This is a genomic window from Streptomyces sp. NPDC050164 (assembly GCF_044459945.1).
Taxonomy (GTDB): Bacteria; Actinomycetota; Actinomycetes; order Streptomycetales; family Streptomycetaceae; genus Streptomyces; species Streptomyces coeruleorubidus_A.
This window is the reverse complement of record NZ_JBITJK010000005.1, coordinates 382265-407270: the sequence shown is the minus strand read 5'-3', so window position 1 is coordinate 407270 and position 25006 is coordinate 382265. Positions and strand designations below refer to the sequence as shown.

Sequence of the window (25006 nt, the reverse complement as noted above, 5' to 3'; positions counted from 1 at the left end):
TCCTGCACACCTACAACCACCACCGCTGCCACACCGCACTCGAAGGTCAACCACCCATCACCCGCGTGAACAACCCTGCGGGTCAATACACCTAGCGGGTGTGCCGGAAGCGATTGCGGTACTCCGTCGGTGTCGTGCGGGGCTTCCGGCGGAACGCGCGGATGAGCGTGTCCGTGGTCCGGAAGCCGCAGGCGGACGCAACACGGTCGAGGGTGTCGTCGGTGGACTCGAGGCGGTTGCGTGCCACTTCGACGCGGGCCGACTCGACGTACGCGGCGGGTGTCATGCCGAGTTCGTTGGTGAATACGCGGGTGATCCGACGCTCGCTGACATGGGCGTACGCGGCGAGATCGGCGACGGTGAGGCTTCCGGCGAGGTTCCGCGTGATGTAGTGGCGTAGGTCGTCCATGCGGCGGGTGGTCGAGAGTGGTTGCATCGGGACACTGCACTGGCCCTGGCCACCGGGGCGTTTCAGGTACATCACGAGCTGCCGGGCGACGCGGAGCGCGACCGCCTCGCCGAAGTCCTTGGCGACGAGGGCCAGGGACAGATCGAGGCAGGCGGTGATCCCCGCGCCGGTCCACACATCCTGGTCGCGTACGAAGATCGGGTCGGCGTCGACCTCGACCGACAAGTGGTCGGCGGCAAGTTGCTGCGCGGTCGACCAGTGGGCCGTGGCGCGTTTGCGCTGTGGAACACCCGCTGCCCAGCGGTCGGTTTTCAGCAGGTCAGTGGCGTGCAGGGTGGGGCAGCAGGCCCTGCCGCGGTGCTGATCAGATGCCGACTTACCTGACGACACATCAGGTCGGAATGGCCAGGTTGGTCGTTGGTGTGATTGCGGGCGGGGGACGTGACCGCGTAGTCGCGGCCGGCGACTTCAAGAACACGACTGACTCGTCCGGTGTGCGGAGACTCACTGTTGCGGCCTCGTCGGTCGGATCAGGGCTACCACCACGTCGACCAACAGACGGTGACGGTCCGGTTCCGACAGCAGAACCCCGTGCTCGGGCCCAAGGCGATCTCCGGCAACTTTGCCAGGCCGCGCCCCCGGGAGGTCTTCACCTTCCACCAGCCGGATACCGTCGCCCGCTGGCTGCGCGAAGCCGCGACCGGCCCCCAGGCGCCACGTTTCAGGGCCGCGTGCACCACCGTCTTCCGGACCTCGGTGATGACGGCTACCCCCGGGACTCCCTCGGACCGGTGCAGTACGAGGCGGTGCGGGCGTTCGAGGGCTCGCTGCGCCGGGGCGAGCGCCGGGCCATGGCCCAGATCACTGTTGGGGGCGGCCGGACGGTCACAGCCGTCACGCGGACCACCGTCTGCTGCGGCACGCCCGGGCCCGCCGGATCCTCTTCCTGGTCGACCGGCTGGAGCTCGAAAACCAGGCGCTGGCGACCTTCGCGGCCTACTCCGGCCCCGGCGACGACGGCCGGAAGTTCGACAGGATCAAGTAGTGCGCCGCACGGCCGCAGCCGCTGCCGGCCGACGCCGAGCAGGTCCTGACGCGGCTGCGCCACGGCTGGCACCTGCTCACCCCGGACGAGGAGCTGGTCCACGCGCAGGCCATGGGCGCCCGGTACGCCACGGCGCTGGAAGCCATGACGCGATCCTGCGACCTGTACCGGGAGGCGGCGGAGTCGGCGCTGGCCGCCCGTGCCGGGGCCGGCCGAGGGGGACGTCTCGCCGCTGAGGATCTTCACGAAGGCGTTCGGTCGCTTCCGGGAGCCGAGCATGCGCTGACGGGGCTCTCGTACCGGAAATTATGCGGCTCAGGTTCGCTCTCGCGGATAATTTTGCGGTGATCCATTGACCGGGACCAAGGCGCCCGGTTAGAAAGATCACGATCAGGATCGCGATCGCGAGTCCGGTCCATACAGCTCTGCCCCGGGGGATTTCGCTTTGCCGCACACAGATGCACTTCGTCCTGCCCGCGTCCTCGTGGTCGAACCCGCCTCCTCCGGAGGCGCCACCCTGATCGGCGTCGCGGCCGAGATGGGACTGCGCGTCGTCGTCGCCACCGCCGACTCCGGCGACCGCCGGCTCTCCGACGCTGTGCGCGCGGCGGCCGACTCGGTGCTGACCGTGGAGACCAACGACCAGGCCGCCCTCGAAGCGGCCGTGCTCGAACTACACCGGGCCGAGCCGTTCGAGGCGGCGCTGCCGGGCTCCGACATCTATGTGACGGCGACCGCGCGCGTCGCCGCGGCACTGGACCTGCCCGGCCTGCCCGTGGCGACCGTCGACCGGGTCCGGGACAAGAGCGTCATGCGAGCCGCCGTGGCGGAGGCCGGGCTGCGCACCCCGCGCTTCGCCCAGGCGACCGACGACGCCGAACTGCGCGCCGCGGCCGAACGGGTCGGCTTCCCCTGCGTGCTGAAGCCGGTCGCCTGCTCCGGCAGCATCCACGTCAGCCGCGCCGACGACCTCGACCAGCTCACCGCCGCGTTCCAGCGGCTCGTGACCGACCCGGAGCCCGACATGGGCAAGCTGCACGAGCACCGGGTGCTCGTCGAAGAGTACGTCCAGGGCCCCGAGTTCAGCGCCGACGGCTATGTCCTGGGGAGCGGCGAGGTCACCGTCGTCGCCCTCAGCCGCACGCTGCTCGGCCCCGAGCCCGACTTCGTGGAGCTGGGCCACCTCACCCCGGCGCCCGTCGATGACGCCACCCTGAAGAACGTCGAGGCGTACGTCGGCGACGTCGTCCGCGCCGTCGGCATCACCAGCGGCCCCTTCCACTGCGAACTGCGCCTGACCGCCGACGGTCCGGTGCTCATCGAGATCGGCGCCCGGCTGCCGGGCGACCGGATCGTGGAGCTGCTGCGGCTCGTGACCGGCGTCAGCCTGCCCAGGGTGGCCGTCGCCACCGCGCTCGGCGTCGACCTGGAGGCGGCCGGCGCCTTCGCTCGGCCGCAGGCCGAGAGCGCCGGCATCCGCTTCTTCTCCGCCGCGGGCCGCTCCTCGTACCGGGAGCTCACCGGGTGGCCGGAGCTGGAGGCACTGCCGGAAGTCACCGAGACCGCCGTGTACTTCGCACCGGGCGAGACCATCCCAGGCGTCGAGGACTGCCGCTCGCGCCTCGGCCACGCCCTGTTCACCGCCGACTCGCCGCAGGGCGCCCTGGACCGTTGGCAGGAGCTCGGCGACCTCGTCGTCCCGGCCTGACCCGGCGGTTCCCACCATGAACGCACACATACTCGACTACGCGGCCGTCGGCATCGGCCCCGCGAACATGAGCCTCGCCGCGCTCGCGCATCCGGTCGAAGGGCTGCGCGGCGCCCACCTGGAACGCCGTGAGAGTTTCTCCTGGCACCCCGGACTGCTGCTGCCCGAGGCCACCCTCCAGGTCTCGCCGCTCAAGGACCTGGTGACGCTGGTCGATCCGACCAGTCCCTTCTCGTTCCTGTCGTTCCTGGCGAGTGAGGGCCGGCTCTACCGGTTCCTGGCCGCGGACTTCCCGGCCGTCCTGCGCGCCGAGTTCAACCAGTACCTCCAGTGGGTCGCCGGGCGGCTGCCGAGCCTGACGTTCGGGGCGGACGTACACAGCGTGGACTTCCACGACGGGGCCTTCCACCTCCGCACCGGCGAGCACGAGGTGACGGCACGTCACCTCGTGCTCGGCACTGGGCTCACCCCGTCCGTCCCCGAGCCGTTCCGTCCCTTACTCGGCCCCACCGTCTTCCACCCCGGGGAGTTCCTGCTGCGGGCCCCCGAGGTGACCGGACGGCGGGTCGTCGTGGTCGGCGGCGGGCAGAGCGGCGCGGAGATCGTGCGCCACCTGGCGGCCGGCGCGGACCCCGGCAGTATCACGTGGGTCAGCCGGCGCTCGTCGTTCCTGCCGATGGACGACTCGCCGTTCGCCAACGACCTCTACACGCCCGACTACGTACGCCGCTTCCACGCGCTGCCCTCCGACCACAAGGCCCGACTCCTGGAGCGGCAGAAGTACACCAGCGACGGTATCGACCTCCAAGTCCTCCAGGACATCTACCGGTTGAGCTACCGCGACGAGTTCATCGAGAAAACCCCCGGCAGGCTGCGCTTCCTGGCGGACTGCGCGGTCACCGCGATCGAGGGTGGCCCCGACGAATGGAAGCTCGTCGTCGAGTCCTCGGGCCCGGGCTCCGCACCCGCTGTGCTCGCGGCCGACATCGTGATCCTGAGCACCGGATACGCCTACGCGCTGCCGGACTTCATGGCTCCGCTGGACGCTCGGCTGCGGCGGGAGGGCGGGATGCTCGTCGTCGGCGACGACTTCTCGGTCGCATGGGACGGGCCTGCGGAGAACCGGATCTACCTCCAGAACGGCGCCCGGCACTCCTGGGGCGTCGCCGATCCCAATCTCAGCCTGCTCGCCTGGCGCAGCGCGGTCATCCTCAACAGCATGCTGGGTGAAACGAGGTATCCGGTATGACCGCTCGTCAGGTCCCGCAGTTCCAGGCCGAGGCGGTGGGCGTCCTGGTCCCCTTCGGTCCGACCGAGGTGGAACCCGACGGAGTGACCGTCACCGAGGCGGACTTCGCCCGTTCGGTCTTCCCCCGCGTGCCGTTCGAGGCGGCCCGCTTCACCGTGCCGCCGGGCGGGACCAGCTCGCCCGACCAGCACGCGGTCCAGGAGATCTGGGTGGTCCACGCCGGATCCGGCACCCTGGAGGTGGACGGCGAACGGTCGCTCGTCGGGCCCGGCTCCCTGGTGGGCTTCGCCTCGCAGGCCGTCCACGAGATCTTCGCCGACCAGGGCGAGGAGCTGGTGATCTACTCCTTCTGGTGGTCGGCGCCCGATGAGTGAGCGCACCACCAGGACCGGTGAGGCGCCCCATTACGACCTCGCCGTCGTCGGCGCGGGCGCGGTCGGCGCCCTCGCCGCGTACTACGCCGTGCGCCGGGACCCGAGCCGCCGCGTCGCCGTGATCACGCACGCCGGACGGGGGACGGGCGCGACCCGTCTCTCGGCCGGGTTCGACACACCCACGGGGCACAACCCGGCCCAGCGCGCCCTGGCCGCCCGCAGCACCGCGCTCTTCGACGAGCTCGACGCCGGACTCGGCGACGCCGGACGCGCGCCGGTCGACGTCCGCTGGCTGGTGACGCGCGAGAACACGGCCGCCCTCGACGCGACCATGGCCGACGGCGGCCGCACCCGCCCGGTCACCAGGGAGCAGCGGGCCCTGCTCGACCGGACGTTCCCCGGGCTCTCCCACGACGACGACCAAGTCGTCCTGGCCACTGCCCCCATGACGGTGGGTCAGCCCCAATGGCTCACCGACCGGCTTCTCGACGAGGTCCTCGGCCGCCCGGACAACACCCTCGTGGAGGGCTTCCGGGTCGCCGAAGTACGCCGTACGGGCGGGCGCGTCGAACTGGTCGCCGCCGACGGCAGCCGGATCACCGCCGCCAAGGCGGTCCTCGCGCCCGGCCCCTGGGTCCTCGACGGCCCGGTGGCGTCGGCGGCCCGCGAGCGCGGGGCCCGGGTCAAGAAGGTGGTGGCGTTCCACATCATGACGCCGCCCCCGCCGGGCGCCCCGGCACTCGTCCTGGAGGACGCCGACGCCTTCCTGCTGCCCCACCGCCCCGGCGGCCACTGGATCTTCAGCATCACCTCGCCCGACTGGGACCGCGGCCCCGACGAACCGCTCGCCATCGACGCCCGCGACCGGGAACTCGCCCGGGCCCTGCTCGCCCGGCACGTACCGGGATTCCTGCCGCACCTGCTCGGCGGCCGGGTCTTCAGCGACTGCTTCACCCCCGGCCATCTGCCGGTCGTGGACACGGTCGGCGGCGACGACGTGGTCATGGCCATCGGCGGCTCCGGCTCCGGCTACCGACTCGCCCCGGCCATGGCCGAGGACGCACTGAACCTGCTCGACGGGAGACCGCGAACATGAGCCTGCTGACCGGGGACACGCACACCCCCCGGCACTACCTCCTGGTGCCGCCCGAGGCCACGCCCAACGGCCCCCTGCACCTGGGCCACATCGGCGGCCCCTTCCTGTGGTCGGACATGATCGCGCGGCATCTGCGGGTCCGCGGCGACCTGCCGTTGGTGATCACCGGCAGCGATGTGTACGAGTCGTACGTGGCGCTCAAGGCGCACGCCGAGAACTCCACGCCCGGCGAGGTCGCCGCACGCTACGGACAGCGCATCCAGGACGACTTGGCCGCCCTGCGCATCGGCGTCGACGCGTTCATCGTCCCCGATCAGCAGCCCTGGCGAGAGCAGTTCGAGCAGGAGGTCGCCGCCTCGATGGAGCGGCTGACGGCCCGGGGCGCGGTGGTGACGCGCACCGAGCGCGTGCCCTATTGCGCGGCGTCTGACCGCTGGGTGGTGGGCGGCTGGCTCCAGGGCCGCTGCCCCGAGTGCGGTGCGGGCATCGCCAGTTACTTCTGCGAGGAGTGCAGTGCGCACTTCCTGCCCGAGTCGGTCGTCGAGCCGCGCCCCCTGCTCGACGAGGGGCCGCTGACCTGGCGGGAGATCTCCAGCCTCTTCCTGCGGCTGCCGGACCGCGACCTCCTGGACACCACGCTCGTGGACCTGGGCGTCGCCGACCGCTACCGGGCGACCGTGGCGCGCTTCCTGGAGCGCGGCGGCCTGACCGTACGGCTGAGCGCCCCGCAGACGTGGGGACTTCCGCTGCCCGGACCCGAGCCGGACGTGCCGCGCGCCCTCTTCCCGTACGCCGGGATCTTCATTTTCGCCCGTCTCGCCGGCGCCGTCCACGGCCGGCTCTCCGGCACCGGCGTGAACGCCTTCGACCCGGACTCCGGGGTCACCACCATCACCACCCTGGGGATCGACAACGTGATCCCCACCCTGGTCTCGATCGTCGGCACCAGCCTGCTGCACGGCGACATGAAGCCGTACGACCGGTGCCTGATCAACAACTTCTACCGGCTGGCCGGGCGGAAGTTCTCCACCAGCGCCCGGCACGCCGTCTGGGCGGCGGACATCGCCGCGTCGCCCGCCATCGGCGTGGACACCGTCCGGTACTACCTCGCCGGGGCCGATCTGGAGTCCGGGGCGGCGAGCTTCGAGACGGCGGACTTCCTTCAGACCGCGAACGCCACGCTCGCCGACGGCCTCGGCAAGCGGATCGACGCCGCCTGGAGCCGGCTGCCCGAGGGGCCGCCGCAGGCGCCCGCCCCGGCCGCCGCCGACCTCCTGGAATCCCTGCTCGCCGAGCAGTCCGCGGCGCTCGACGGCGCCCGTGTCTCGACCCGGCGCGCGGTCGCGGCGCTCGACCGCTGGTGCGCCGACGACGCGGTCGCCCACGCGGCCGAGGACGGCGCCTACTGGTGGCTCAAGGGCCTGTCCCTGCTGGCGTTCCCGGTGATGCCGGACCTCGCCGAGCTCGTCTGGCAGCGCCTCGGCGGCGCCGGAGAGCCTCGCGCGGCGGCCTTCCTCGCCAGGACCCCGGCCCACCGGGACCGGCCCGCGCCCGGCTTCGGCCGGGTGAGCGCCGCCGATCTGGACGCCTGCCTGCCCGACACCCTGCGACCGGGAGCGGACGCGTGACCGACCGGACCACCCCGCTGTACGTCGTCCTCAACCGCTCCGGCGACGAGTTCGGCGAATACCACCGTTTCCTCGACGGCCATCCATGCCGGACGGTGTACCTCACCACGCCCGGCGGGCTGCCCGCGCTCGACCAGGACGGGGCGACCGAGGTCCATGTGCGCGACAGCCTCGCCCACGACGACCTGCTGCCCCTCGTACGGGAGATCGCGGACCGGCACGGCACGCCCGAGGCCGTCTTCGGCCAGTCCGAGTACGACATCCTGACGGCCGCCCGGCTCTCGGCCGCACTCGGCGTCCCCGGCGGCTACGGTCTCGACCTCGTCGAGCGGTTCAAGGACAAGCCCGCCATGAAGAACGCGGTGGGCGCGGCCGGACTGCGGGTTCCCCGGTTCCGGCGCCTCGACGACGCGCCCACCGCGGAGATGGTCGTAGACGCCCTCGGCGGTCTGCCCCTGGTCCTCAAGCCGCGCGCCGCGGCGGGCTCCCAGGGAGTCACGGTCGTCCACAGCGCCGACGAACTGCGCGACGCGCTGGGGGGCGTCGACCCCGAGGCGTACGAGTGCGAGGAGTACGTCGACGGGGACATCTTCCACGTCGACGGCGTCCGTCGCTCCGGCCGCCTCCACTTCGTCACCGCTTCCCAGTACGTCCACACCTGCCTGGACTACGCACACGGCCGCCCGCTCGGCTCGGTCCTGCTCGACCCGGGCCCCGAGCGCGACGAGCTCACCACGTTCGCCGACCGCTGTCTGCGGGCGCTCGGGCTGCGCGACGGCGCGTTCCACCTGGAGGCGATCCGGCGTCCGGGGGGCGAGCTGGTGTTCCTGGAGGTCGGGCTGCGGCCGGGCGGCGCGCAGGTGCCGTTCCTGCACGTCGACCTCTACGGCATCGACCTGTTCGCCGAGGCGTTCCGGGCGGCCCTGGGCCTGCCCCCGCTGTGGCAGCCGTCCGAACCGGTCGGGCCCCGGGCCGGCGGCTGGCTCATCTACCCCGCTCCGCGCGACCTGCCCGGACGGATCGTCGCGCGCACCTCGCCCAGGTCGGCCGTCCCCGAGATCTACCACGAGGAACTGCCCGCGATCGGCCAGATCATGACCGGGCCCGGCAGCTATGACGAGGGCTGCGGGATCTTCCGGTTCCGGGGGCGGAGCGCCGCCGGGGTGCGCGCCGCCGTGCACACCGCGATGGAGGTGTACGGGCTGCGGACCGAGCGGGCCGAGGGAGCTGAGCCGCATGGCTGAGGCGCGCCGGTACGGCGCCGTGCTGCGCGCCTGGTTCCGGGAGACCGTTCCGGCCGCCGGGAACGCGCGCAGACTCGGCGTCCTCACGCTCATCCAGTCCCTGGGGCTCGGGGTGTTCCTCACCTCCAGCGCCGTGTTCTTCACCCGGACCCTCGGCATCCCCGCCCAGCGCGTGGGCCTCGCCCTGTCGGTCGCCGGGCTCTGCGGTCTGGTCTGCACCGTGCCCATCGGCCGACTCGCGGACCGGCTCGGCGCGGGCCGGGTACTCACCGTCAACTTCCTGCTCGCGGCCGCCGGCTTCACCGCGTACTGCCTGGTGGACGGCTTCGCCGGGTTCCTCGCGGTCGCCTGCGCCATCGCGGTCCTGGAGACCTCGGCGGGCGCGCTCCTTGCGTCGCTCACCGACGCGCTGGTGGGCGAGGCGGAGCGGGTCAGGGTGAGCGCGCAGATGCGCAGCCTGTTCAACCTGGGCTTCCTCGGCGGCGCCGCGCTGGCCGGAGCCGCCATCGCGGCCGGCACCTCGACCGCCCTGTACGCCGCGGTCCTGGCCAACGCCGCCCTCCAGTTGGTCTCCGTCGCCGTGCTGCTCGGGATGCGGCTGCCCGCGGGCGCCGGGCCCCGGGCCACCGCCGCCGAGGCGCCGGGCGGGGTGCTGCGCAGTGCTGCGCTGCGGGACGTGCGCTATGTGGCGGTCGCGCTGGTGTGCGGCGCTCTGGAGCTGTACCACCCGCTGCTGACAGTCGGTCTGCCGCTGTGGATCGTCACCAGCACCGACGCGCCCGCGCTGCTGGTGTCGGGGCTGCTGATCCTGGACACCGTCCTGGTGCTGCTGTTCCAGGTCGCGGTCAGCAGGGGCGCGCGTACCCCGGCGGGAGCGGCACGAATGCTGCGCTGGGCGGGGTGGGCGCTGGGGGCGTCCTGCCTGGTCTTCGCGGTGAGCGGGGGGCACGGCGCGCTCCTTGACAGCGCGGCCCTACTGGGCGGCGCGCTGGTGCTCGTCCTCGGCGAGCTGTACCAGGCGTCGGCGAGCTGGGGCCTGTCCTTCGGGCTCGCCCCGGCGGGCCGGCAGGGGGAGTACCAGGCGGTGTTCTCCCTGGGGCGCGGGCTCCAGCAGTTCGCCGGGCCGTGGCTGATGACCTCCCTGGTCGTCGGCGCGGCGGGGACCGGCTGGCTGGTCCTCGCGGCGCTCTTCGCCCTGCTCGGGCTCGCCGCGCCGCCGTTGGTGCGCGGCCTGGAGAAGGCCCGCGCGCGGACGGAGCCGGCGCCGGCCTGAGCGGACCGGCCGGCGCCCGTCCGGACCACATGTGTCACACCCGTCCGACCGAGACAAGTAAGCGAGCACCATGACCGTACAGCGACGACACGACCCGGACGAGCGCGGCTTCGCCAGCGACAACTACGCGGGTGCGCACCCCGAGATCCTTGCGGCGATCGCCCTGGCCAACGGCGGCCACCAGGTCAGCTACGGCGCCGACGTCTACACCGAGCGCCTCCAGGAAGTGGTGCGCGGCCACTTCGGCCCCACCGCGCACACGTACCCGGTCTTCAACGGCACCGGCGCGAACGTGGTCGCGCTGCAGACCATGCTCGACCGCTGGGACGCCGTGGTCTGCGCCGAGTCGGCCCACATCAACGTCGACGAGGGCGGGGCTCCCGAGAAGGTCGCCGGGATCAAACTCCTGACGGTGCCCGCTTGGGACGGCAAGCTCACCCCTGAGCTGATCGACCGTCAGGCATGGGGCTTCGAGGACGAGCACCGGGCCCGGCCCAAGGTCGTCTCGATCGCCCAGTCCACCGAGCTCGGCACCTGCTACACGCCGGATGAGATCCGTGCGATCTGCGACCACGCGCACGACCTCGGCATGCTCGTCTACCTGGACGGCGCCCGGCTCGCCAACGCCGCCGCCACCCTCGGCGTGTCCCTGCGTGAGATGACCACCGACGCCGGCGTGGACGTCCTCTCGCTCGGCGGCACCAAGAACGGGCTGCTCTTCGGCGAGGCGGTGATCGTGCTCAACGAGGACGCGGTGCGCGGCATGGCTCACTTGCGCAAGACGAGCATGCAGCTGGGCTCCAAGATGCGTTTCGTGTCGGTGCAGTTCGAGGCGCTGCTGGGCGGCGACCTCTGGCTGCGCTCGGCGGCCCGCTCCAACGCGATGACCCAGCGGCTGTACGAGGCGGTGCGCCAACTGCCGGGCCTGGAGATCCCCCGCCCGGTGCAGGCCAACCAGATCTTCGCCGTCCTGCCGCCGGCCGTCACCGAGCGTCTCCAGAAGCGTTTCCGCTTCTACACCTGGGACGAGCAGGCCGGCGAGGTCCGCTGGATGACCTCCTTCGACACCACCGAGGGCGACGTGGACGCGTTCGCGGCGGCGATTGCGGAGGAGCTGGCGGCGGAGCGAGGCCAGGGGCCGGCGGGCGCGCTGACCCTGGCCGAGCGCGAGGAACTGGTGCAACTGCGCCGTAAGGTCCGCGAATTGGAAGAGACGATCGAAGTGCTGGGGAAAGAGCCTGCCTTCTCCGCGAACCGCAAGACGAAGTAGCCGGCGGCGGAGCCTGGGGGGCAGGCGAGCGCCCTGGCCCTCGGGCAGGAGAAGCACGAAGAGGCCGTCCCGTTCGAGGTCCCACTGCTCGGCAGCATGCTGGGTGATCACGTGAGGAGGCTGCCCGCCGCTGCCACTACCAGCGACGCCGTCGTACGATCGAGGGGCAGCCTCGAAGAGACCGCCCCTGATCAGCTACCGTCCCGCCACACTCCAGCCGCCCGGCATCGTCCCAGGTCAGACACCAAAATACTGCTGGAGTACTAGCCCCGTCCGCCGCAAGCGGATCTCCAGGGCCGCGGACCGCCGGCTCTTCGGCTGTCCGCCGGCCTCCTCGCCCTCCCAGCTGAGACGGAAGCATCCTCGTTCCGCAGTGCGGGCCGTCCTCCGCTATCACGCTGTCACACCCGGGACGCCGGCCTACATCCACCGGCCACCCAGCACCGGTGCCGTGACGGGTACGAGATCGAGCTCATCGACATCCCCGCCTGGCGCCTTGCCGTGCTCGACCTCGTTCCTGTCCCCTCCCACTCCCTCGGCCGCACAGCGTGGTGCTGGCCATGCAACGAACCCCGGCCGCTGGGCCTGACCAAGCCCGTCCAAGGACGTGCCCTCCGGCTCACAGGCCCGCGTCCAGTACGCCGAGGCGTACCGTGTCAGGCACTTCGAAGCGCAGGAAGCGGCATGGCGCCACGCGACCCGGCTGACCGAATACGTGAGCGCCGTACGCACGCGAGTCGAGACACTGCCCCCAGGCCAGACGAGAACCGAAGCCGAGGCATGGATCACCTGGGCGGTAGCCACCGCCGAGCGCCTCGACCCACTGAACACGCCACTCTGGATGCCCGAGCGGCCGACCAGGAAAAGACCTTCATCAACGACTACCTCGCCCCCCCACGCTGCGCAAGCAGCACCTGACGGAGCCGATGGCGGCCGCGTCGGTGCTGCGCTGCTGGCGGGCCGTTGATGACGTTGTCCATCACACCGGCGAAGCCGCCCTGCTCGTCACCCTCCCAGCTGCCACCCCCCCGCCTGGATGTCCCCCGACAGGTCTCTCGCCCAATCACCGACGCTGTCACAGACGCCCCTACGGGGCCCCGCGGGGAGGCAGGGCCGGGGGCCGGCGCCAGAAGGGTTTCGTGTCAGGCCATAGGGCTCCAGTGCCCGGACCGCGTCATTCCGAAGGAATGCGAAACTCGAATTCGGGACGGTCCCACGGCACGGCGGGCGGGTTCGCGAGCACGGTCCCGATCCGCACTGCACCTGCGCGGTGGTAGAAGCCCTCGGCGGGAAGATGCGACACGACCTTGACGCGGTCGAGCCCGGCGGCACGGGCCTCGGACTGCATGTGCGCGACGAGCAGTCGTCCAATACCCCGGCCTTGCGCTTCGTCAGCGACGAACAGCAGGTCGAGCTCCGGTGGAGCGAGGACGAGCGAGTAGAACCCGAGGACCCGGCCTCCGGGCTCGTCGGCGCCGACGGCTACGAAGGCGCGGTGGGCCTCGATGTAATCAGGACCGACCCGGTAGCCCGCCACCGCGGCTGCGTACTTACCCTCGTAGGCGCCTGAGCCACGCACGAGCCGCGTGAGCCGTTTGGCATCCCGCGCGACGGCCCTCCGTATCGTGATCGGCCGGCAGACCGGGGAAGTGCGTGCACTCATCGGGAGAGTATTTCGCACCGGAGAGCGCCTTCGTGCGGCGGGTCGGCTGCTCGGGCAGGCGTTCCTGCACCGCTCCCGGGGACCACTGGCCCAGGCCCCGATCGACCACGGCACTGCCGCGTCGCCCGCCAGCAGCAACTGGACGCCCGAACCGCCGCGGAGGAGCCGGAGAACGGAGTGGTCGACCGGCTGCTTCCCCTGGGCCTGCCGCAGCGACAGCCAGCCTGTGCAGGACGACTTCGGGCTGGCCTCGTGAGGCGGCTCATCCTCGACCTGTTCGCCGTCCCCGACGGCTGGAGCCGCGCCCTCACCGTCCTCGGAGCCGGGGACATCGACCTGGAGCCGCGCACGGGATCTCCATGCGTCCTTCCCCGCGCGACGCGCAGCCTCGAGGGGACAGGATGTGCCGCAGACACACCCGGAGACGCTGAACTTTGCATCAGCAAACGAATGTGACCTGGAAGTCCCTGGGTCGTGTGTTGCACATCGGACGTACAACGCCTGTCGTCGCTGCGCCCTTGCTTCGGGTGCTTCCAAAGAGGACAGGCGAGTGCAACGGCGCCCGCGCCCGACGCTGCAACCTGCAGCCCCCCCGGCTAGCTTCGCGCCACAGTCGCTCCCCTGGAGAACCCGCTGTGCCTGGCCTGTCGGGTGGCCGATGCCTCGCCCGCCAAGGACTCGTCCGGCTGATCGGCTGCGGTCACCCGGCGGCCGTTACCGCTCCCTCCCCGAAGGCCGCCACATCGCCAGGCGCCATGTCCTCCCGGAGCCTGGCGAGCCTGACCGGGTGTCGCCGGGCTCCGCGGTCCTGGGCGGTGTCGACCTCGACCTCCGCAACGAGATCGGGCTCGACCAGGATCACGTCCAGTGGTGAGCGCGAACCCCATGACCTGGTGAACCGCACGCCCTCCCACGGGTGGCCCGGGCGGGCCGGATGAGCTGTCCGGCGAGCTGCCGGGCTGTATCTGGGTGTACGAGGCTGCTGCGGCCGACCGGGCGCAGCGCGCGCTCGTTGTCGTAGCGACCGAGCAGAAGGGTCTGGGGGCGGTGCAGGGTGCCGGTGTTGGCGCCGATGACGGCCTCGGTGGTGTCACGGCGACACTGGGGGGTGTCGGTATTCGAAAGTTGCAGGGTTCGTCCGCAAGGGCTGGCGTTAAGGGAAGGGACTCGCCTGCCCCGGGGGAACCGCCCCGACGCCGCAGAGTGGCCCGTGTCTGGATGCGGTCTTGCCGGACTGGTCGCAGTCGCACGGCCATCGCTTCCCATAAGAGTTCGTCCGGGGCGCGGGCCGGATGATGAGGTGGCACGTCTCGAAGGCGGGTGCGTCACCTGCCTGGCCTGCGGTGACGGTGAAGGCGAGGGGCCGTGCGCGGCCGTCTGCGGCCAGGTGGACCTTGATGCTCAGCCCGCCGCCGGAGCGTCCGAGCACCGTGATCGGCGGGCTCGCCGGAGTGGGCCGCCCCCTTTTGAGTGCTCCGGCGGCGTGCTGGTGGGCCCGCACGACCATGGAGTCCACCGAAACCGTCCAGTCGATGTCGTCATCGGCGTCCGCCGCCGCCAGGACGGCGGCGAGGATCATCTCCCAAGTGCCGTCGCCGGCCCCCATCGAAGAGACACGCGCTAGAGGCCGACCCCGGCTCGGGACGGTTCCGGGGGGCGCACGGTCATCCGAAGCGCGCGCGGCCGTACGGTGAGCCGGGCGACCTGGCGGATGACCTGGCCCTCGGCGAGTTCCAGCCGTACCGAACGCAGCATCGTCGCGAGCGCCGTGACCATCTCGGTGAGGGCGAAACGGTCCCCCATGCACTTGTGCTTGCCCTCCCCGAAGGGCAGGAACGCGCCTGGCAGAAGCTCCTGCGCGGCGTCGTTCCACCGGTCCGGGTCGAAGGTGAGCGGGTCGGGGAAGCGCTCGGGGTCGCGGTGCAGGGCGTGCTGGCAGTAGGCCAGTTCGGTGCCGGCGGGCAGCGTCCACTCGCCGAGCCGGGTCTCCTCGGTGGTACGGCGGGTGACCAGCCAGCCGGGGTGGTGCAGCCGCAGGGTCTCGGTGATCACCCGGTTCAGGTACGGCAGCCGGGTCACGTCGTCGAAGGCGACCGGCCGTCCGCCGAGGACCCCGTCCAGCTCGGCCAGGACCCGGGCCTCGATGCCGGGGTGGCGGGCGAGTTCGTACAGCGTCCAGGACAGCACCGACGCGGTGGTCTCGGTGCCCGCCACGGCCAGGGTGAGGATCTCGGAGCAGATCTGATCCCCGGTCAGCGGCTCGCCGGTCTCCTCGTCGACGGCGCGCAGCAGCATGGAGAGCATGTCCCCGGTGTCGTGCCCGGAGGCCTGCAGTTCGTCGACGGCGGTGTTGATGGTGGCGCGTACGCCGGCCCGGGCCCGGTCGAAGCGGCGGTTGAAGGGCAGCGGCAGGCGCTCGGCCCAGTCGGGCAGCATCATGCGCACACCGACGTCGTTCATCACCACCGACAGGTCGCTGCGCAGACGTCGGAAGACGGCGTCGTCGAGGCTGCCGGAGAACACCGTCTTGGCCAGCATGTCGAGGCTCAGCCCGACCATCGCCTCGCGTACGTCGAGGGCCCGCCCGGGCTCCCAGCCGGCGACCGTGGCCGTCACCTCGGCGCGCATGATGTCGACGTACCGGCTGATCTCGGTGTGGGCGAACGCCGGTTGCACCTGGCGACGTTTGCGTACGTGAGTCCGGCCGGTGGCGGTGACGACACTGTCACCCAGCAGTTGGCCCAGCTTGTCGTAGAGTCGGCCCTTGTCGAGGGTGGGCGCCAGGGCCTTGAGCATCTGGTGGATCAGGGCCGGGTCCTGGACCACGACAGTGCGCGTCCCGGGTTGCAGGACGATCTCGACGAGTGGTTCCCGTGTCTCGCGCAGCGAGTCGATGAAGCCGAGGTTGTCGCGCATTTTCAGAGCGTGGCCGATGAACGGAAACGATCCTGCGGCCCGAGGTATGGGGGGAGGCGCAGTGGACGTCACGGGTCATCCCTTCACGTCAATCTTGGGCACCCCTATGACTTCCCTGAACTTTCCCCAGCGCAATCCTGTCATGAACGTGTCCTGCGCCACCTCGTCCCGCACCGCAGACGAGCCGGACGTCCCCTCCTGCGCGGCCAGGAGGCAGGCAACGCCGAACACCGGCGCGTGCGGGCCCGCGTCGAGCACACCTTCGCCCGGATGAAGAACTGGAAGGTCCTCCGCGACTGCCGCCAAAGGGGCGACGGCCTCCATCACGCCGTCCAGGCCGTAGCCACCATGCACAACCTTGCCATGGCAGGGTGAAACAGCAGGCCAGCCGTCACCCAGACATGCCCGCCACCAAGCCTTCTGCAACACCCTTTAGGTTCTGTCTCTTTGGTCATCTGCGGGCCCAGATGAGGATGGCGGCGAGGTGGAGTGCGGCCTGGGTAGGCGATGGCGAGTTTGTCGGTTCGTGTGGTCAGGCCGCGCCACTGCTTCAGGCGGTTGATGCACCGCTCGACCGCGTTGCGCTGCTTGTAGGCATCGGCGTTGAAGCTTGGTGGCCGGCCGCCGTGCGCGCCGCGCCGGAGCCGGTTGCGGGCTTGGTCCACCGGCTGCGGGATGACCGCCCGAATGCGCCGCTCGCGCAGGTGGGAGCGGATCGCGCGGGAGGAGTACGCCCGGTCCCCGATCACCATGTCCGGTCTGGTACGGGGGCGTCCGGCCCCGGTGCGAGGCACTCGCAGCGCGGCCATCACGGCAGTGAACGCCGGTGCGTCGCCTGCCTGTCCGGCGGTGACCGTGATGACCTGGGGCCGGGCATGGAGGTCGCTGGCCAGGTGGACCTTGGTGCTCAGACCACCCCGGGAGCGTCCGAGGGCGTGGTCGGCAGGCTCGCCGGGGAAGGACTCATCCTGTTTTGAAGGGAGCCGAGCTCTGCGGGCAGGTCGCGCCAGGGCGAGCAGGTGCGGTACATCCACGCGATGACCTCGATCGTGCGGCGGTGATCCGCCCACCGTCGTCCACGGACCGGATCGCCGGCATCAACGGCTCGATCCGGTCCCACATCGCATCACTGATCACCAACCGGACAGACACATCCGATCAACTGCTCAGCCCATCAAAGAGATGAGCTGCCACAACACGTGCAGCGAAAGTCCACGCACGCAACGAGGTTGAGGCCGAGCCCATCGCCTACATGGTCCTCAAGCGCCTGGACCCGGATGTCCGGATGGGCGGCTACATCACCGGGCACCTCGGCACCGACCAGCAGGTTCCCGAGACCGTTGCCCTCAATCTCACGTTCAAGGCCGCCGGCTTGATCATCGAGATGGGCAAGAAGCGCATTCCTGCCGCCAAACTCCAGAAGCCCAAGAAGTGATCAGGGTCCTCGACCTTGTACGACGACGCGGGAAGACGGACCGCTAGCACGACCTGACGGAGCGCGGGTACTCGCCCGCAAGTGGGGACCCGCAGAGGCCGCATCGTGAACCCGGCGGCCATCACTCACGTGGCGTCGGTCTGGGGGGCGTCGTCCCAGTCGGTCGCCAGTGCGGCCGGCAGCGGCAGCCCGTACTTGTCACACAGGAAGCGGGTCTGGCAGTACCGCTGGGCGTCGGCGGCCACCCTGCCGAGGACCGCGGCATTCATGCCGGCACCGATGAGGATTCCCACGAACGGCACGACCTTGGCGACGTTTTTGACTGGCACCCTGGAGCCGGCCGGGCCCAGCTGCTGCATCAACTTCTCAAGGGCGGCCAGAAGGCGGTGGTCCTGGCGGAGCTTCTGTGACCACCTCAGGCGTCCTTTCACCGCGTTCGCCGCCTGTGCGGTCTCACGCAACGGCTTGGCTTTGGCCGCCTGCGCCATGAAGGACCGCTGTACCAGGCGTTGGATGAATTCCTGCTCCTTGGGGTCTTTGGCGTCGTAGCCGTAGGAGTACGCGATGCGCGATGCGATCGACGTGCTCAGGACCTGGATGACGAGGATGTCCGCTGTCATCGCGACGGGAATACCGGCGACGGGGACCATGGCCAGCAGGCCCATGGCGCCACCTTCGAACGCGCCGGCGGTGCGCCACCTGAGGGTGTTGCGGGACAGCAGCCGGTCGCAAACCTTGAGATCCTGCTGCCGTAGCTCGGTGAAACTGTCGAGTTCGAAACCTTGCTTGCGGGCGAGCTTCTCGACGTTCTTCGGGTCGTTGAGCTCCATGGCCCAGTCGTTGACCAGCTCGAGCAACGCTGCCGCGCCTGCGAGCGCCGGTCGCATGGCCTTGTCGGCGACCGCGTCGCCTGCGCGACGGATCGGTTCCGTGACCGCCTCTGGCACAGCGTCCGTAACCCGTCTCACGGCGTTTCCCGCGACCTCACCGGTGCGACCGAGGGCGGCGCTCGCCCAGTTCGGCAGACCACGGCGGTTGTTGCGGCGCTGCCAGTGCTCGTTGAGCGTGTCCCACACCTGCCCCTCGTACTCGCTCATCGGGGTTGCACCGTCGACGAGTGGGTCGGCGTAAGTGCTCATTGAGGTTCTCCATTTCGACTGTGATCGCCGCGTCCACGATGCCTACCAGCCGACACGTGGGTGAAGCCGCAGTGTGGGGGTCGATGTCCGAAGTCGACCGCACAGGCCACCTGCGGGTTGCTGAGCAGCAACATTTCCTTCAAGAAAGGCCGGTCACCACACACTGATTCACATGATCTAGGAGCTAGGACGCATCGCGCAGTAAAACGGCCACATACGCCGGGAGTATGTCCACTCGGACGACGAGGCAAGGCGGGATGAGCTGGCCGACGCTGCCCCCACCGGCAACTGGCACCCTGCGGCTGAGTACCGCCCAGGCGGAGGTCGCAGTCGGACAACACACCGGTGGTTTTCGGCCATGCCTCTTGGACTGTCCGCGCAGTAACAACTGAGGGCGGAACAATGGCTCCGCAGACCGACACCGCGTTCCCGGGAGACTCATTGACTCGCTCTTCATGCGCGCACTTACCAGCAACCTGCTGGTTGCGGGCTCCGTAGAGCTCGTACGCGCATCGCTGGGAAGGACCGCTCACCTCGGTGAGTCGTGCCCTCTTCCCGCAAGCGAGCCAACAAGTCAATGGAGGAACGGTGTCGACCAACTCGACCCATCAGGCGTGCCACCATCCGGCGCGTGACATCACCATCGTCGCTCTCGTCTCCGGTGTGGTCTCCCTCGGCACTGCCGTCACGACGATGGCGTTCGATGTCAGCCCGTTGACGACTCTCACGAGCAGCGGTGGTGCGTTCATCGCCGTCCTCAGCGCGGGGATGAACGTGCTCAACCACGTGAAGCGCAACAGGTAGCGCCTTCAGGGGCGGCCCGCTGGATAGCGAGCCGCCCCTGTCTGCAGCATGCGCCACAGGCCGCGGCGAGCCTGCTGTCGCTCTCTGAATCCGTGGGCCTGCAACCTCAACTGGACGGTGCTCGCGGTGATCCCGTTCTTCGGCGAACAGGTTGACGGTCACCGCAGAGCGCTGCAGGAATCACTCTCCATACGCGCGGCAGGGTGTCGCGTCCGGGGCCTTACAACTGCCCGACTTCCAACGGAACTGGAAGTGGGACAACGACCGGATCAGGGCGATCATCGCGACAGTGACGCTGGACTACCCGCTCGGCGTGGTGATGACGCTGCAGATCGGAGGCGGCGAGTCCAATCCGTTCGGGGCCGCGCAGCCCGAGGAGCCGTTCGGGGCCGCCCGCGCGCGTGGACCTGTTCAGCAGGGCCTGCGCGTCGAGCCGTTCGTCACCGGGCCGCTGGACAGGAGCGACCGCGCTGTCGGTGTCGTAGCGGCCGAGGCGCAGACGGCGCTGGGCGAGGGCGGTGAGGGCGTACTGCCGGGACAGCCACCGGGCGGGGTGGCGTCGAGCAGTGCCTCGGCGGCCCGCGATGCCAGACCAGTCGAAGTCGCCGTCGTAGACAGACCTGCAGTCGGCCGTCGTCACCGTGTACAGAATGGTTAGACCGACCGTCGACACGCCACCCGAGGCGCAGCTCAGGGGGCGCCGTACTGCTCGCCGGAACCGACGGCAGCATCGGTCACGGAAGACCCTCCGACCGCCGTCTTCTCCGCCAACGAGGAGGCGGCGCTCGGCGTCATCGAGGCCGCCCGGGTGTACGGACTGCGGGTGCCGGAGGACGTCAGCGTGGGGGGCTTCGACGACACCTCCGCAGCCCGTACCTCCGCCCCACTCCTGACCACCGTCCGCCGACCCTTCGCCTCGCCGCCCCGCGTGCGGCCGGCGATCCTCACCGGACGTCGCCCACCGGCGGGGGCTTCATGCTCCACCTGATCGCCCTGGTCAGGACATGGCCGGTGAGCGGTATCGCGACGTCCTCGAACACGGGGACGCGCGGAAGCCCCAGCAGCCTGCGGGCCCACTCCGGGAGGGACGTCACTGCGTTGGCGGCGAGCAGAGCGTAGGCGGGCCGGGCGGCAAGCGGCAGCGGTGGCTGTAGCAGCAGGAAGCGCGCGGTCGTCCGGCACTCCGGGGTGGCACGGAGTTCCGGGCGGTACGCGGCCAGGCGTGCTTCGAGTTCCGCCCGCGTCCGTGGCGGGTCCGGCACCCCGAGGGCCGTCGCCACCTTCGCCGTGTCCGCCACGTAGGCGTCGTAGTCGGTGAATGCGAAGGGCCGTGCCCCGAAGCGCTCGTGGGCGCGCAGGAAGCTGTCCGTCTCGGTGACGTGCACCCACTCGAGCAGGTGGGGATCGGCGGCCCAGTAGGGCTCGCCCTGCGCTGTCGCCCCCTTGACCCGCTCGTGGATCGCGCGGACCCGTTCGACGGCGCTGCGGGCGTCTTCGGCGGTTCCGAAGGTCGTCACGGCGAGGAACGTACTCGTGCGCTGCAACCGCCCCCAGGGGTCGCCGCGGTATCCGGAATGAGCGGCCACGGCGGCCATGGCCAGGGGGTGCAGGGATTGCAGCAGCAGGGCGCGCAGTCCGCCGATGAACATCGAGGCGTCGCCGTGCACGACGCGGATGGGCCGTTCCGCGCCGAACCATCGCGGCCCCGGGGTGTTGTGGATGCGATCCCGGTTGGCGGGACCGTCCGGCCCCGCGACGCGCCTGAAGAGCGCCTCGCCGAGCCTGTCCCGCACGCCGGAAACCGTGAGGACGTCCATGTCCATGGTCCCATTCTGCGACGTCGTCCCCGAGCTGCGGGAGCGGCTGGCCGGAGCCCGGCACGCGCTGTCCGGGCGCACGCGGTGAGCGTTAGTATTTTAATTAGGTTAGGCTAAGCTAAGCAGTACTCGTGAGTTCGGATCCGTGCGGTGCGTCATCAGGGGAGGGAACCACCGTGGGCTTGCCGACCATCGACTCGTACCCGATGCCGGATCGTTCCTGCCTCCCCCGCCCGCACGTCTCCTGGAGGATCGATCCGGCACGTGCGGCGTTGCTGGTGCACGACATGCAGAACCACTTCGTCGGGGCGTTCCCGGCGGGGCGTTCCCCCGTGGTGGAACTCGTCGACAACATCGTGGCGCTGCGCGAACTCGCCGACGCCCTGGGCCTGCCGGTCGTCTTCAGCGCGGAGCCGGCCGGGCAGCCGCCGGGCACGCGCGGTCTGGTCGCCGACATGTGGGGGCCGGGCATCGGGGACGAGCCGGATGCCGCCGCGATCATCGCGCCCCTCACACCCCGCCCCGGCGAGCATCTGCTGGCCAATGTGCGGCACAACGCCTTCCTGCGCAGCCATCTCGGCAGACTGCTGCGCTCCAAGGGCCGCGACCAGCTGATCATCTGCGGGGTGCACGCACATCTCGGCGTCCTGCTTACGGCGGCGGACGCCTTCATGAACGACATCCAGCCGTTCGTCGTCGCCGACGCGGTGGCCGACATCTCCGCCGAGGAACACGCCCTGGCCCTTCGGTGGGCCGCGCGCAGCGGCGTGGTCTGCACGACCGACTCCCTGCTGCGCGGCCTGCTCCTCCACAAGGAGCGGCGGAACGCGTGACGACGCTCCCCCTGTCCGTCGGAAGTCCTGGCCTGCCCATGAATGGAGTGGCTCCGTGAGCGTGACCCAAGCCGACCAGGTCGCGACCTGCTCCCCCGAAGAGCTCCGCCCGCCAAAGGAGCTCCGGGGCAGCACGGTCGTCGTCAAGTACGGCGGCCACGCCATGGTGGACCCCGGCCTCCAGGAGGCGTTCGCCCACGACGTCGTGGAGCTGTGGCGCGCGGGCCTGCGCCCGGTCGTCGTGCACGGCGGCGGACCGCAGATCAGCGCGATGCTCGACCGCCTCGGCCTGGAGACCCGTTTCGAGGCGGGCCTCAGGGTCACCACCCCGGAGACCATGGACGTGGTGCGCATGGTGCTGACGGGCCGGGTCCAGCGCGAGCTGGTCGGCCACATCAACGCCCATGGCCCCCTCGCCGTGGGGATGACGGGCGAGGACGCGCACACCATGACGGCGGTACGGCGGCCGGCCTGGGTGGACGGCCGGGCGGTGGACATCGGTCTGGTCGGCGATGTCGTCGACGTGAACCCGCGCGCGGTGCGCACCCTCCTGGAGCAGGGGCACATCCCCGTCGTCTCCCCCGTGGCCCGCGGCGAGGACACGCAGGTCTACAACGTGAACGCCGATCTGGCGGCGTCGGCCCTGGCCGTGGCCCTCGACGCCGCCCGCCTGGTGGTGCTCACCGACGTGGCGGGACTGTACGCCGACTGGCCGCACAGCACCGAGGTGATCGAGCGGCTGACAGCCGACGAACTGGCCGCGCTGCTGCCGGGGCTGGCGGCCGGGATGCTGCCGAAGATGGAGGGCTGCCTGCGGGCCGTCCGCGGCGGCGTGCGCGGGGCGCACGTGCTCGACGGCCGTGTGCCGCACGCACTGCTGCGGGGCGTGCTGGGCCTGAACAGTCCCGGCACGACGGTGTTTGCGGAGCAGGGCCCGGGCGCCGGGGCGAGCCTCGCCTGAGGATCCGAGGCCGTCACAGGGTTCGCGCGAGGACGCGCGCGTTGCGGCGCGGGTCCAGGGACGTCGCCCAGGCCGCGGGCGCGAGGCGCACGCCGGCCGGGGCGAACCCGTGCCGCAGGAAGAGGCTGCCGCTGCCGACCGTCGCGGTGAACAAGGAGCCGACCGACTGGGCGCGCGCCCTGACCAGCACGGCACGCAGCAGTCGGCCTCCCAGTCCGCTGCCCTGCCGGTGCCGGGCGACGCAGAAGTTGTAGACAACGCCCGCGGGACCACGGCCCCCCTCCTCCGCGTCGGCCGCGTGTACGCGCAGGGCCAGGCAGCCCTCCAAGGCGCCGTCGGGTCCCTCGGCCACGAGGAAGTCGGCCGCGTGGGCGGCATAGAGCGAGACGGGCCGTCGGCGTAACGCCCCCGAATGCACGAAGGGCTGGGACAGGGCGGCGAGTGCGGCGGCGTCCTCGGGGCGGGCGGGGCGTACGGCGGAGATCGCTGTGAGAGGAGCACGCGGCAACGGCGGTGCGGTGCGCGGCGTGGCCGTGTTCAACGCTTCCCTTCCCCGCTGCGGAATCCGCCGTCGCGTCGATCGCGACCGTCGACGTACGTCGCCACCACCTCGATGTCGCCGATGCGGGAGGTGTCGACGCGCCGCGGGTCGTCGCCGAGCACGACCAGGTCGGCGCGCTTGCCCGGGGAGAGGCTGCCGACGCTGTCCTCCCAGTGGCAGGCATAGGCCCCGGCGACGGTGTAGGCGCGCAGCGCCTCCTCCACGGTGATGCCCTCGTCCGGGCCGATCACCTGGCCGGACTCGGAGGCGCGCTCGACCATGAACTGGACGGCCCGCAGCGGGGATCCGTCGGTGACCGGCCGGTCGGAGCTGCCGACGAGGGTGATGCCGTGATCCAGGAATCCCTTGCCCCGGTACAGCCAGGGCGCCCGCTCCTCGCCCATGATCGCCGCGTAGTCGTCGCCGAAGTAGCGCAGGAAGTTGGGCTGGACGACCGCGCTCACGCCGAGCCGCGCGAAGCGCGAGAGCTGGTCGGGGCGGATGAGGCCCGCGTGTTCGACGCGGTGCCGGACGCCGTGGCGCGGGCGCAGGCGCTGGGCCCGCTCCAGGGCGTCGAGGGCGACGTCGGCCGCGCGGTCGCCGATGGCGTGGACGGCGAGCTGCCAGCCGGCGAGGTGGCCGGCCACGATCGTCTCGGTGAGCGTCTGCGGGTCGTCCTGCAACTGGCCCGTGTGGTCCAGCCCTTCGTACGGGCTGCTCAGCGCGGCGGTACGGGCCATCATGCCGCCGTCGGTGTAGACCTTCAGGGCGCCGACGCAGAGCCAGTCGTCGCCGAAGCCCGTGCGCAGGCCGAGGTCGAGGGCCCTGGGGATGCCGTCGGCCTCGTGCGCGGCGACGGGCCGCAGCCGGTCCGCGGCGACCATGAGCTGCACCCGCAGCGGCAACAGGCCCTTCTCGCGGGCGAGTTGGTAGGCGCCGAGTTCGACCGGGCTGTGTCCGAAGAGGGTGCCGCCGATGCCCGCCTCGGCGCAGGCGGTGACGCCTTCGGCGACGCAGGTCCGGGCGGCGCGTCCGATCGCCTCGGCGAGTTCCTCCTGGGAGTACGGCAGGCGCAGTGCGCGGGCGGCGCCCATCGCGCCCTCGGCGAGGAAGCCGTTCTCGTGCGGGACACCGGCCGGGAGCAGGTCCAGGACCGCTGTGTTGACGACGCAGCCGTGTCCGGAGTCGTGCAGCACGAACACCTTGCGTCCGTGGCTCACCCGGTCCAGTTCGGCGGCGGTCAGATGACGGCCCAGGGCCCGCTGGTCGTAGCCGGCGATGCTCACCCAGGCGCCCGGCGCGCCCTTCCGGAGGACGGCTTCCTCCACGACGGCCAGCGCGTCGTCGATCCGCGTGCGGCCGGCGATGCTCGGCGTGTTCTGCTTGAAGCCGGTCCACGCCAGGTGCACATGGGCGTCGATGAACCCGGGCAGCACGGTGGCGCCCTGAAGGTCGATCACCTCCCGTGCGGGCAGCGAGGTCACGGCCTCGTCCAGGCCGACGATCCGGCCCTTCCAGATGCCCAGGTCGTGGGCGACGGGGTGAGCCGGATCCATGGTGACGAAACGGGCGTTCGTCAGTCTGGTGCAGAGCATCGGGCG

At 71.0% G+C, this 25006-nt stretch carries 21 protein-coding genes and 6 pseudogenes; 14 read left to right on the top strand and 13 right to left on the bottom strand.

All coding sequences use genetic code 11. From position 1 onward, the window contains the following. Positions 1-91: 91 nt before the first annotated feature. Together ACIBNA_RS11695 and ACIBNA_RS11690 are read right to left on the bottom strand one after the other, a co-directional pair. A pseudogene (locus ACIBNA_RS11695) lies at positions 92-706 on the bottom strand (GlxA family transcriptional regulator); the annotation flags it as partial. 469 nt (positions 707-1175) lie between these two features. Beyond that, the gene (locus ACIBNA_RS11690) at positions 1176-1733 is read right to left on the bottom strand and encodes a hypothetical protein (RefSeq protein WP_399165021.1); all 558 of its coding nucleotides are present in this window, start codon (positions 1731-1733) and stop codon (positions 1176-1178) included. Positions 1734-1899: 166 nt separating this feature from the next. Between ACIBNA_RS11690 and ACIBNA_RS11685 the strand changes: the two genes are divergently transcribed. The 8 genes from ACIBNA_RS11685 (at position 1900) to ACIBNA_RS11650 (ending at position 11296) form a co-directional block, all read left to right on the top strand. Next, entirely contained in the window at positions 1900-3162 is a 1263-nt protein-coding gene (locus ACIBNA_RS11685; protein ID WP_399165020.1) for an ATP-grasp domain-containing protein, read from the top strand. A 16-nt stretch (positions 3163-3178) separates the two neighbouring features. After that, positions 3179-4411, top strand: a complete 1233-nt coding sequence (locus ACIBNA_RS11680; RefSeq protein WP_399165019.1) for a lysine N(6)-hydroxylase/L-ornithine N(5)-oxygenase family protein — start codon at positions 3179-3181, stop codon at positions 4409-4411. Further along, positions 4408-4785, top strand: a complete 378-nt coding sequence (locus ACIBNA_RS11675; RefSeq protein WP_399165018.1) for a cupin domain-containing protein — start codon at positions 4408-4410, stop codon at positions 4783-4785. The genes ACIBNA_RS11680 and ACIBNA_RS11675 overlap by 4 nt, the downstream gene beginning before the upstream one ends. After that, entirely contained in the window at positions 4778-5881 is a 1104-nt protein-coding gene (locus tag ACIBNA_RS11670) for an NAD(P)/FAD-dependent oxidoreductase (protein ID WP_399165017.1), read from the top strand. The genes ACIBNA_RS11675 and ACIBNA_RS11670 overlap by 8 nt, the downstream gene beginning before the upstream one ends. Beyond that, positions 5878-7509 carry a class I tRNA ligase family protein gene (locus ACIBNA_RS11665; protein ID WP_399165016.1) on the top strand — a complete coding sequence of 544 codons (1632 nt, stop codon included), beginning with the start codon at positions 5878-5880 and terminating at the stop codon, positions 7507-7509. Before ACIBNA_RS11670 ends, ACIBNA_RS11665 begins: the two co-directional genes overlap by 4 nt. After that, entirely contained in the window at positions 7506-8753 is a 1248-nt protein-coding gene (locus tag ACIBNA_RS11660) for an acetyl-CoA carboxylase biotin carboxylase subunit family protein (RefSeq protein ID WP_399165015.1), read from the top strand. The genes ACIBNA_RS11665 and ACIBNA_RS11660 overlap by 4 nt, the downstream gene beginning before the upstream one ends. Further along, positions 8746-10026 (top strand): MFS transporter, encoded by a 1281-nt coding sequence (locus ACIBNA_RS11655; RefSeq protein WP_399165014.1) that lies wholly within the window; start codon positions 8746-8748, stop codon positions 10024-10026. Before ACIBNA_RS11660 ends, ACIBNA_RS11655 begins: the two co-directional genes overlap by 8 nt. Before the next feature lie 70 nt (positions 10027-10096). Then, positions 10097-11296, top strand: a complete 1200-nt coding sequence (locus tag ACIBNA_RS11650) for a threonine aldolase family protein (protein ID WP_399165013.1) — start codon at positions 10097-10099, stop codon at positions 11294-11296. Between the two features lie 1174 nt (positions 11297-12470). Here ACIBNA_RS11650 and ACIBNA_RS11645 read toward each other — a convergent pair. The 3 genes from ACIBNA_RS11645 to ACIBNA_RS11635 form a co-directional block, all read right to left on the bottom strand. Next, positions 12471-12959 (bottom strand): GNAT family N-acetyltransferase, encoded by a 489-nt coding sequence (locus ACIBNA_RS11645; protein ID WP_399165012.1) that lies wholly within the window; start codon positions 12957-12959, stop codon positions 12471-12473. Positions 12960-14112: 1153 nt separating this feature from the next. Beyond that, on the bottom strand, positions 14113-14565 hold the full coding sequence (locus ACIBNA_RS11640; protein ID WP_399165011.1) for a hypothetical protein: 453 nt from the start codon (positions 14563-14565) through the stop codon (positions 14113-14115). Positions 14566-14579: 14 nt separating this feature from the next. Further along, the gene (locus ACIBNA_RS11635; protein WP_399165010.1) at positions 14580-15947 is read right to left on the bottom strand and encodes a cytochrome P450; all 1368 of its coding nucleotides are present in this window, start codon (positions 15945-15947) and stop codon (positions 14580-14582) included. 90 nt (positions 15948-16037) lie between these two features. On the opposite strand from ACIBNA_RS11635, the pseudogene ACIBNA_RS11630 reads away from it, so the two are divergent. Beyond that, positions 16038-16250, top strand: a pseudogene (locus ACIBNA_RS11630) (transposase family protein); the annotation flags it as partial. Between the two features lie 76 nt (positions 16251-16326). Here ACIBNA_RS11630 and ACIBNA_RS11625 read toward each other — a convergent pair. Then, a pseudogene (locus ACIBNA_RS11625) lies at positions 16327-17027 on the bottom strand (IS5 family transposase). A gap of 100 nt (positions 17028-17127) precedes the next feature. Between ACIBNA_RS11625 and ACIBNA_RS11620 the strand changes: the two are divergent. Further along, the gene (locus tag ACIBNA_RS11620; RefSeq protein WP_399165009.1) at positions 17128-17310 is read left to right on the top strand and encodes a hypothetical protein; all 183 of its coding nucleotides are present in this window, start codon (positions 17128-17130) and stop codon (positions 17308-17310) included. Between the two features lie 125 nt (positions 17311-17435). Here the strand turns inward: ACIBNA_RS11620 and ACIBNA_RS11615 are convergent, their stop codons facing one another. Next, positions 17436-18449 carry an EcsC family protein gene (locus tag ACIBNA_RS11615; RefSeq protein ID WP_399165008.1) on the bottom strand — a complete coding sequence of 338 codons (1014 nt, stop codon included), beginning with the start codon at positions 18447-18449 and terminating at the stop codon, positions 17436-17438. A gap of 588 nt (positions 18450-19037) precedes the next feature. On the opposite strand from ACIBNA_RS11615, the gene ACIBNA_RS11610 reads away from it, so the two are divergent. Continuing rightward, positions 19038-19253 carry a hypothetical protein gene (locus ACIBNA_RS11610; RefSeq protein WP_399165007.1) on the top strand — a complete coding sequence of 72 codons (216 nt, stop codon included), beginning with the start codon at positions 19038-19040 and terminating at the stop codon, positions 19251-19253. Positions 19254-19590: 337 nt separating this feature from the next. Here ACIBNA_RS11610 and ACIBNA_RS11605 read toward each other — a convergent pair. The 3 genes and pseudogenes from ACIBNA_RS11605 to ACIBNA_RS11595 form a co-directional block, all read right to left on the bottom strand. Further along, a pseudogene (locus ACIBNA_RS11605) lies at positions 19591-19832 on the bottom strand (hypothetical protein); the annotation flags it as partial. After that, a pseudogene (locus ACIBNA_RS11600) lies at positions 19807-19926 on the bottom strand (DUF2399 domain-containing protein); the annotation flags it as partial. The pseudogenes ACIBNA_RS11605 and ACIBNA_RS11600, both read right to left, overlap by 26 nt. 17 nt (positions 19927-19943) lie before the next feature. Continuing rightward, complete coding sequence (locus ACIBNA_RS11595; RefSeq protein WP_399165006.1) at positions 19944-20114, bottom strand: hypothetical protein; 171 nt, start codon at positions 20112-20114, stop codon at positions 19944-19946. Here ACIBNA_RS11595 and ACIBNA_RS11590 point away from each other — a divergent pair. After that, a pseudogene (locus ACIBNA_RS11590) lies at positions 20044-20241 on the top strand (substrate-binding domain-containing protein); the annotation flags it as partial. The gene ACIBNA_RS11595 and the pseudogene ACIBNA_RS11590 sit on opposite strands and share 71 nt — an antisense overlap. On the opposite strand, the gene ACIBNA_RS11585 reads toward ACIBNA_RS11590, so the two are convergent. Next, positions 20198-21070, bottom strand: a complete 873-nt coding sequence (locus ACIBNA_RS11585) for an oxygenase MpaB family protein (protein ID WP_399165040.1) — start codon at positions 21068-21070, stop codon at positions 20198-20200. The pseudogene ACIBNA_RS11590 and the gene ACIBNA_RS11585 overlap by 44 nt on opposite strands. Before the next feature lie 176 nt (positions 21071-21246). Here ACIBNA_RS11585 and ACIBNA_RS11580 point away from each other — a divergent pair, with 176 nt between their 5' ends. Both ACIBNA_RS11580 and argB read left to right on the top strand, forming a co-directional pair. Continuing rightward, the gene (locus ACIBNA_RS11580) at positions 21247-21903 is read left to right on the top strand and encodes an isochorismatase family protein (protein WP_399165005.1); all 657 of its coding nucleotides are present in this window, start codon (positions 21247-21249) and stop codon (positions 21901-21903) included. Positions 21904-21958: 55 nt separating this feature from the next. Then, complete coding sequence (gene argB / locus ACIBNA_RS11575) at positions 21959-22864, top strand: acetylglutamate kinase (protein WP_399165004.1); 906 nt, start codon at positions 21959-21961, stop codon at positions 22862-22864. Between the two features lie 13 nt (positions 22865-22877). Here the strand turns inward: argB and ACIBNA_RS11570 are convergent, their stop codons facing one another. Further along, entirely contained in the window at positions 22878-23405 is a 528-nt protein-coding gene (locus ACIBNA_RS11570; protein ID WP_399165003.1) for a GNAT family N-acetyltransferase, read from the bottom strand. Next, positions 23402-25000 (bottom strand): amidohydrolase, encoded by a 1599-nt coding sequence (locus ACIBNA_RS11565; protein ID WP_399165002.1) that lies wholly within the window; start codon positions 24998-25000, stop codon positions 23402-23404. Before ACIBNA_RS11565 ends, ACIBNA_RS11570 begins: the two co-directional genes overlap by 4 nt. Positions 25001-25006: the final 6 nt, after the last annotated feature.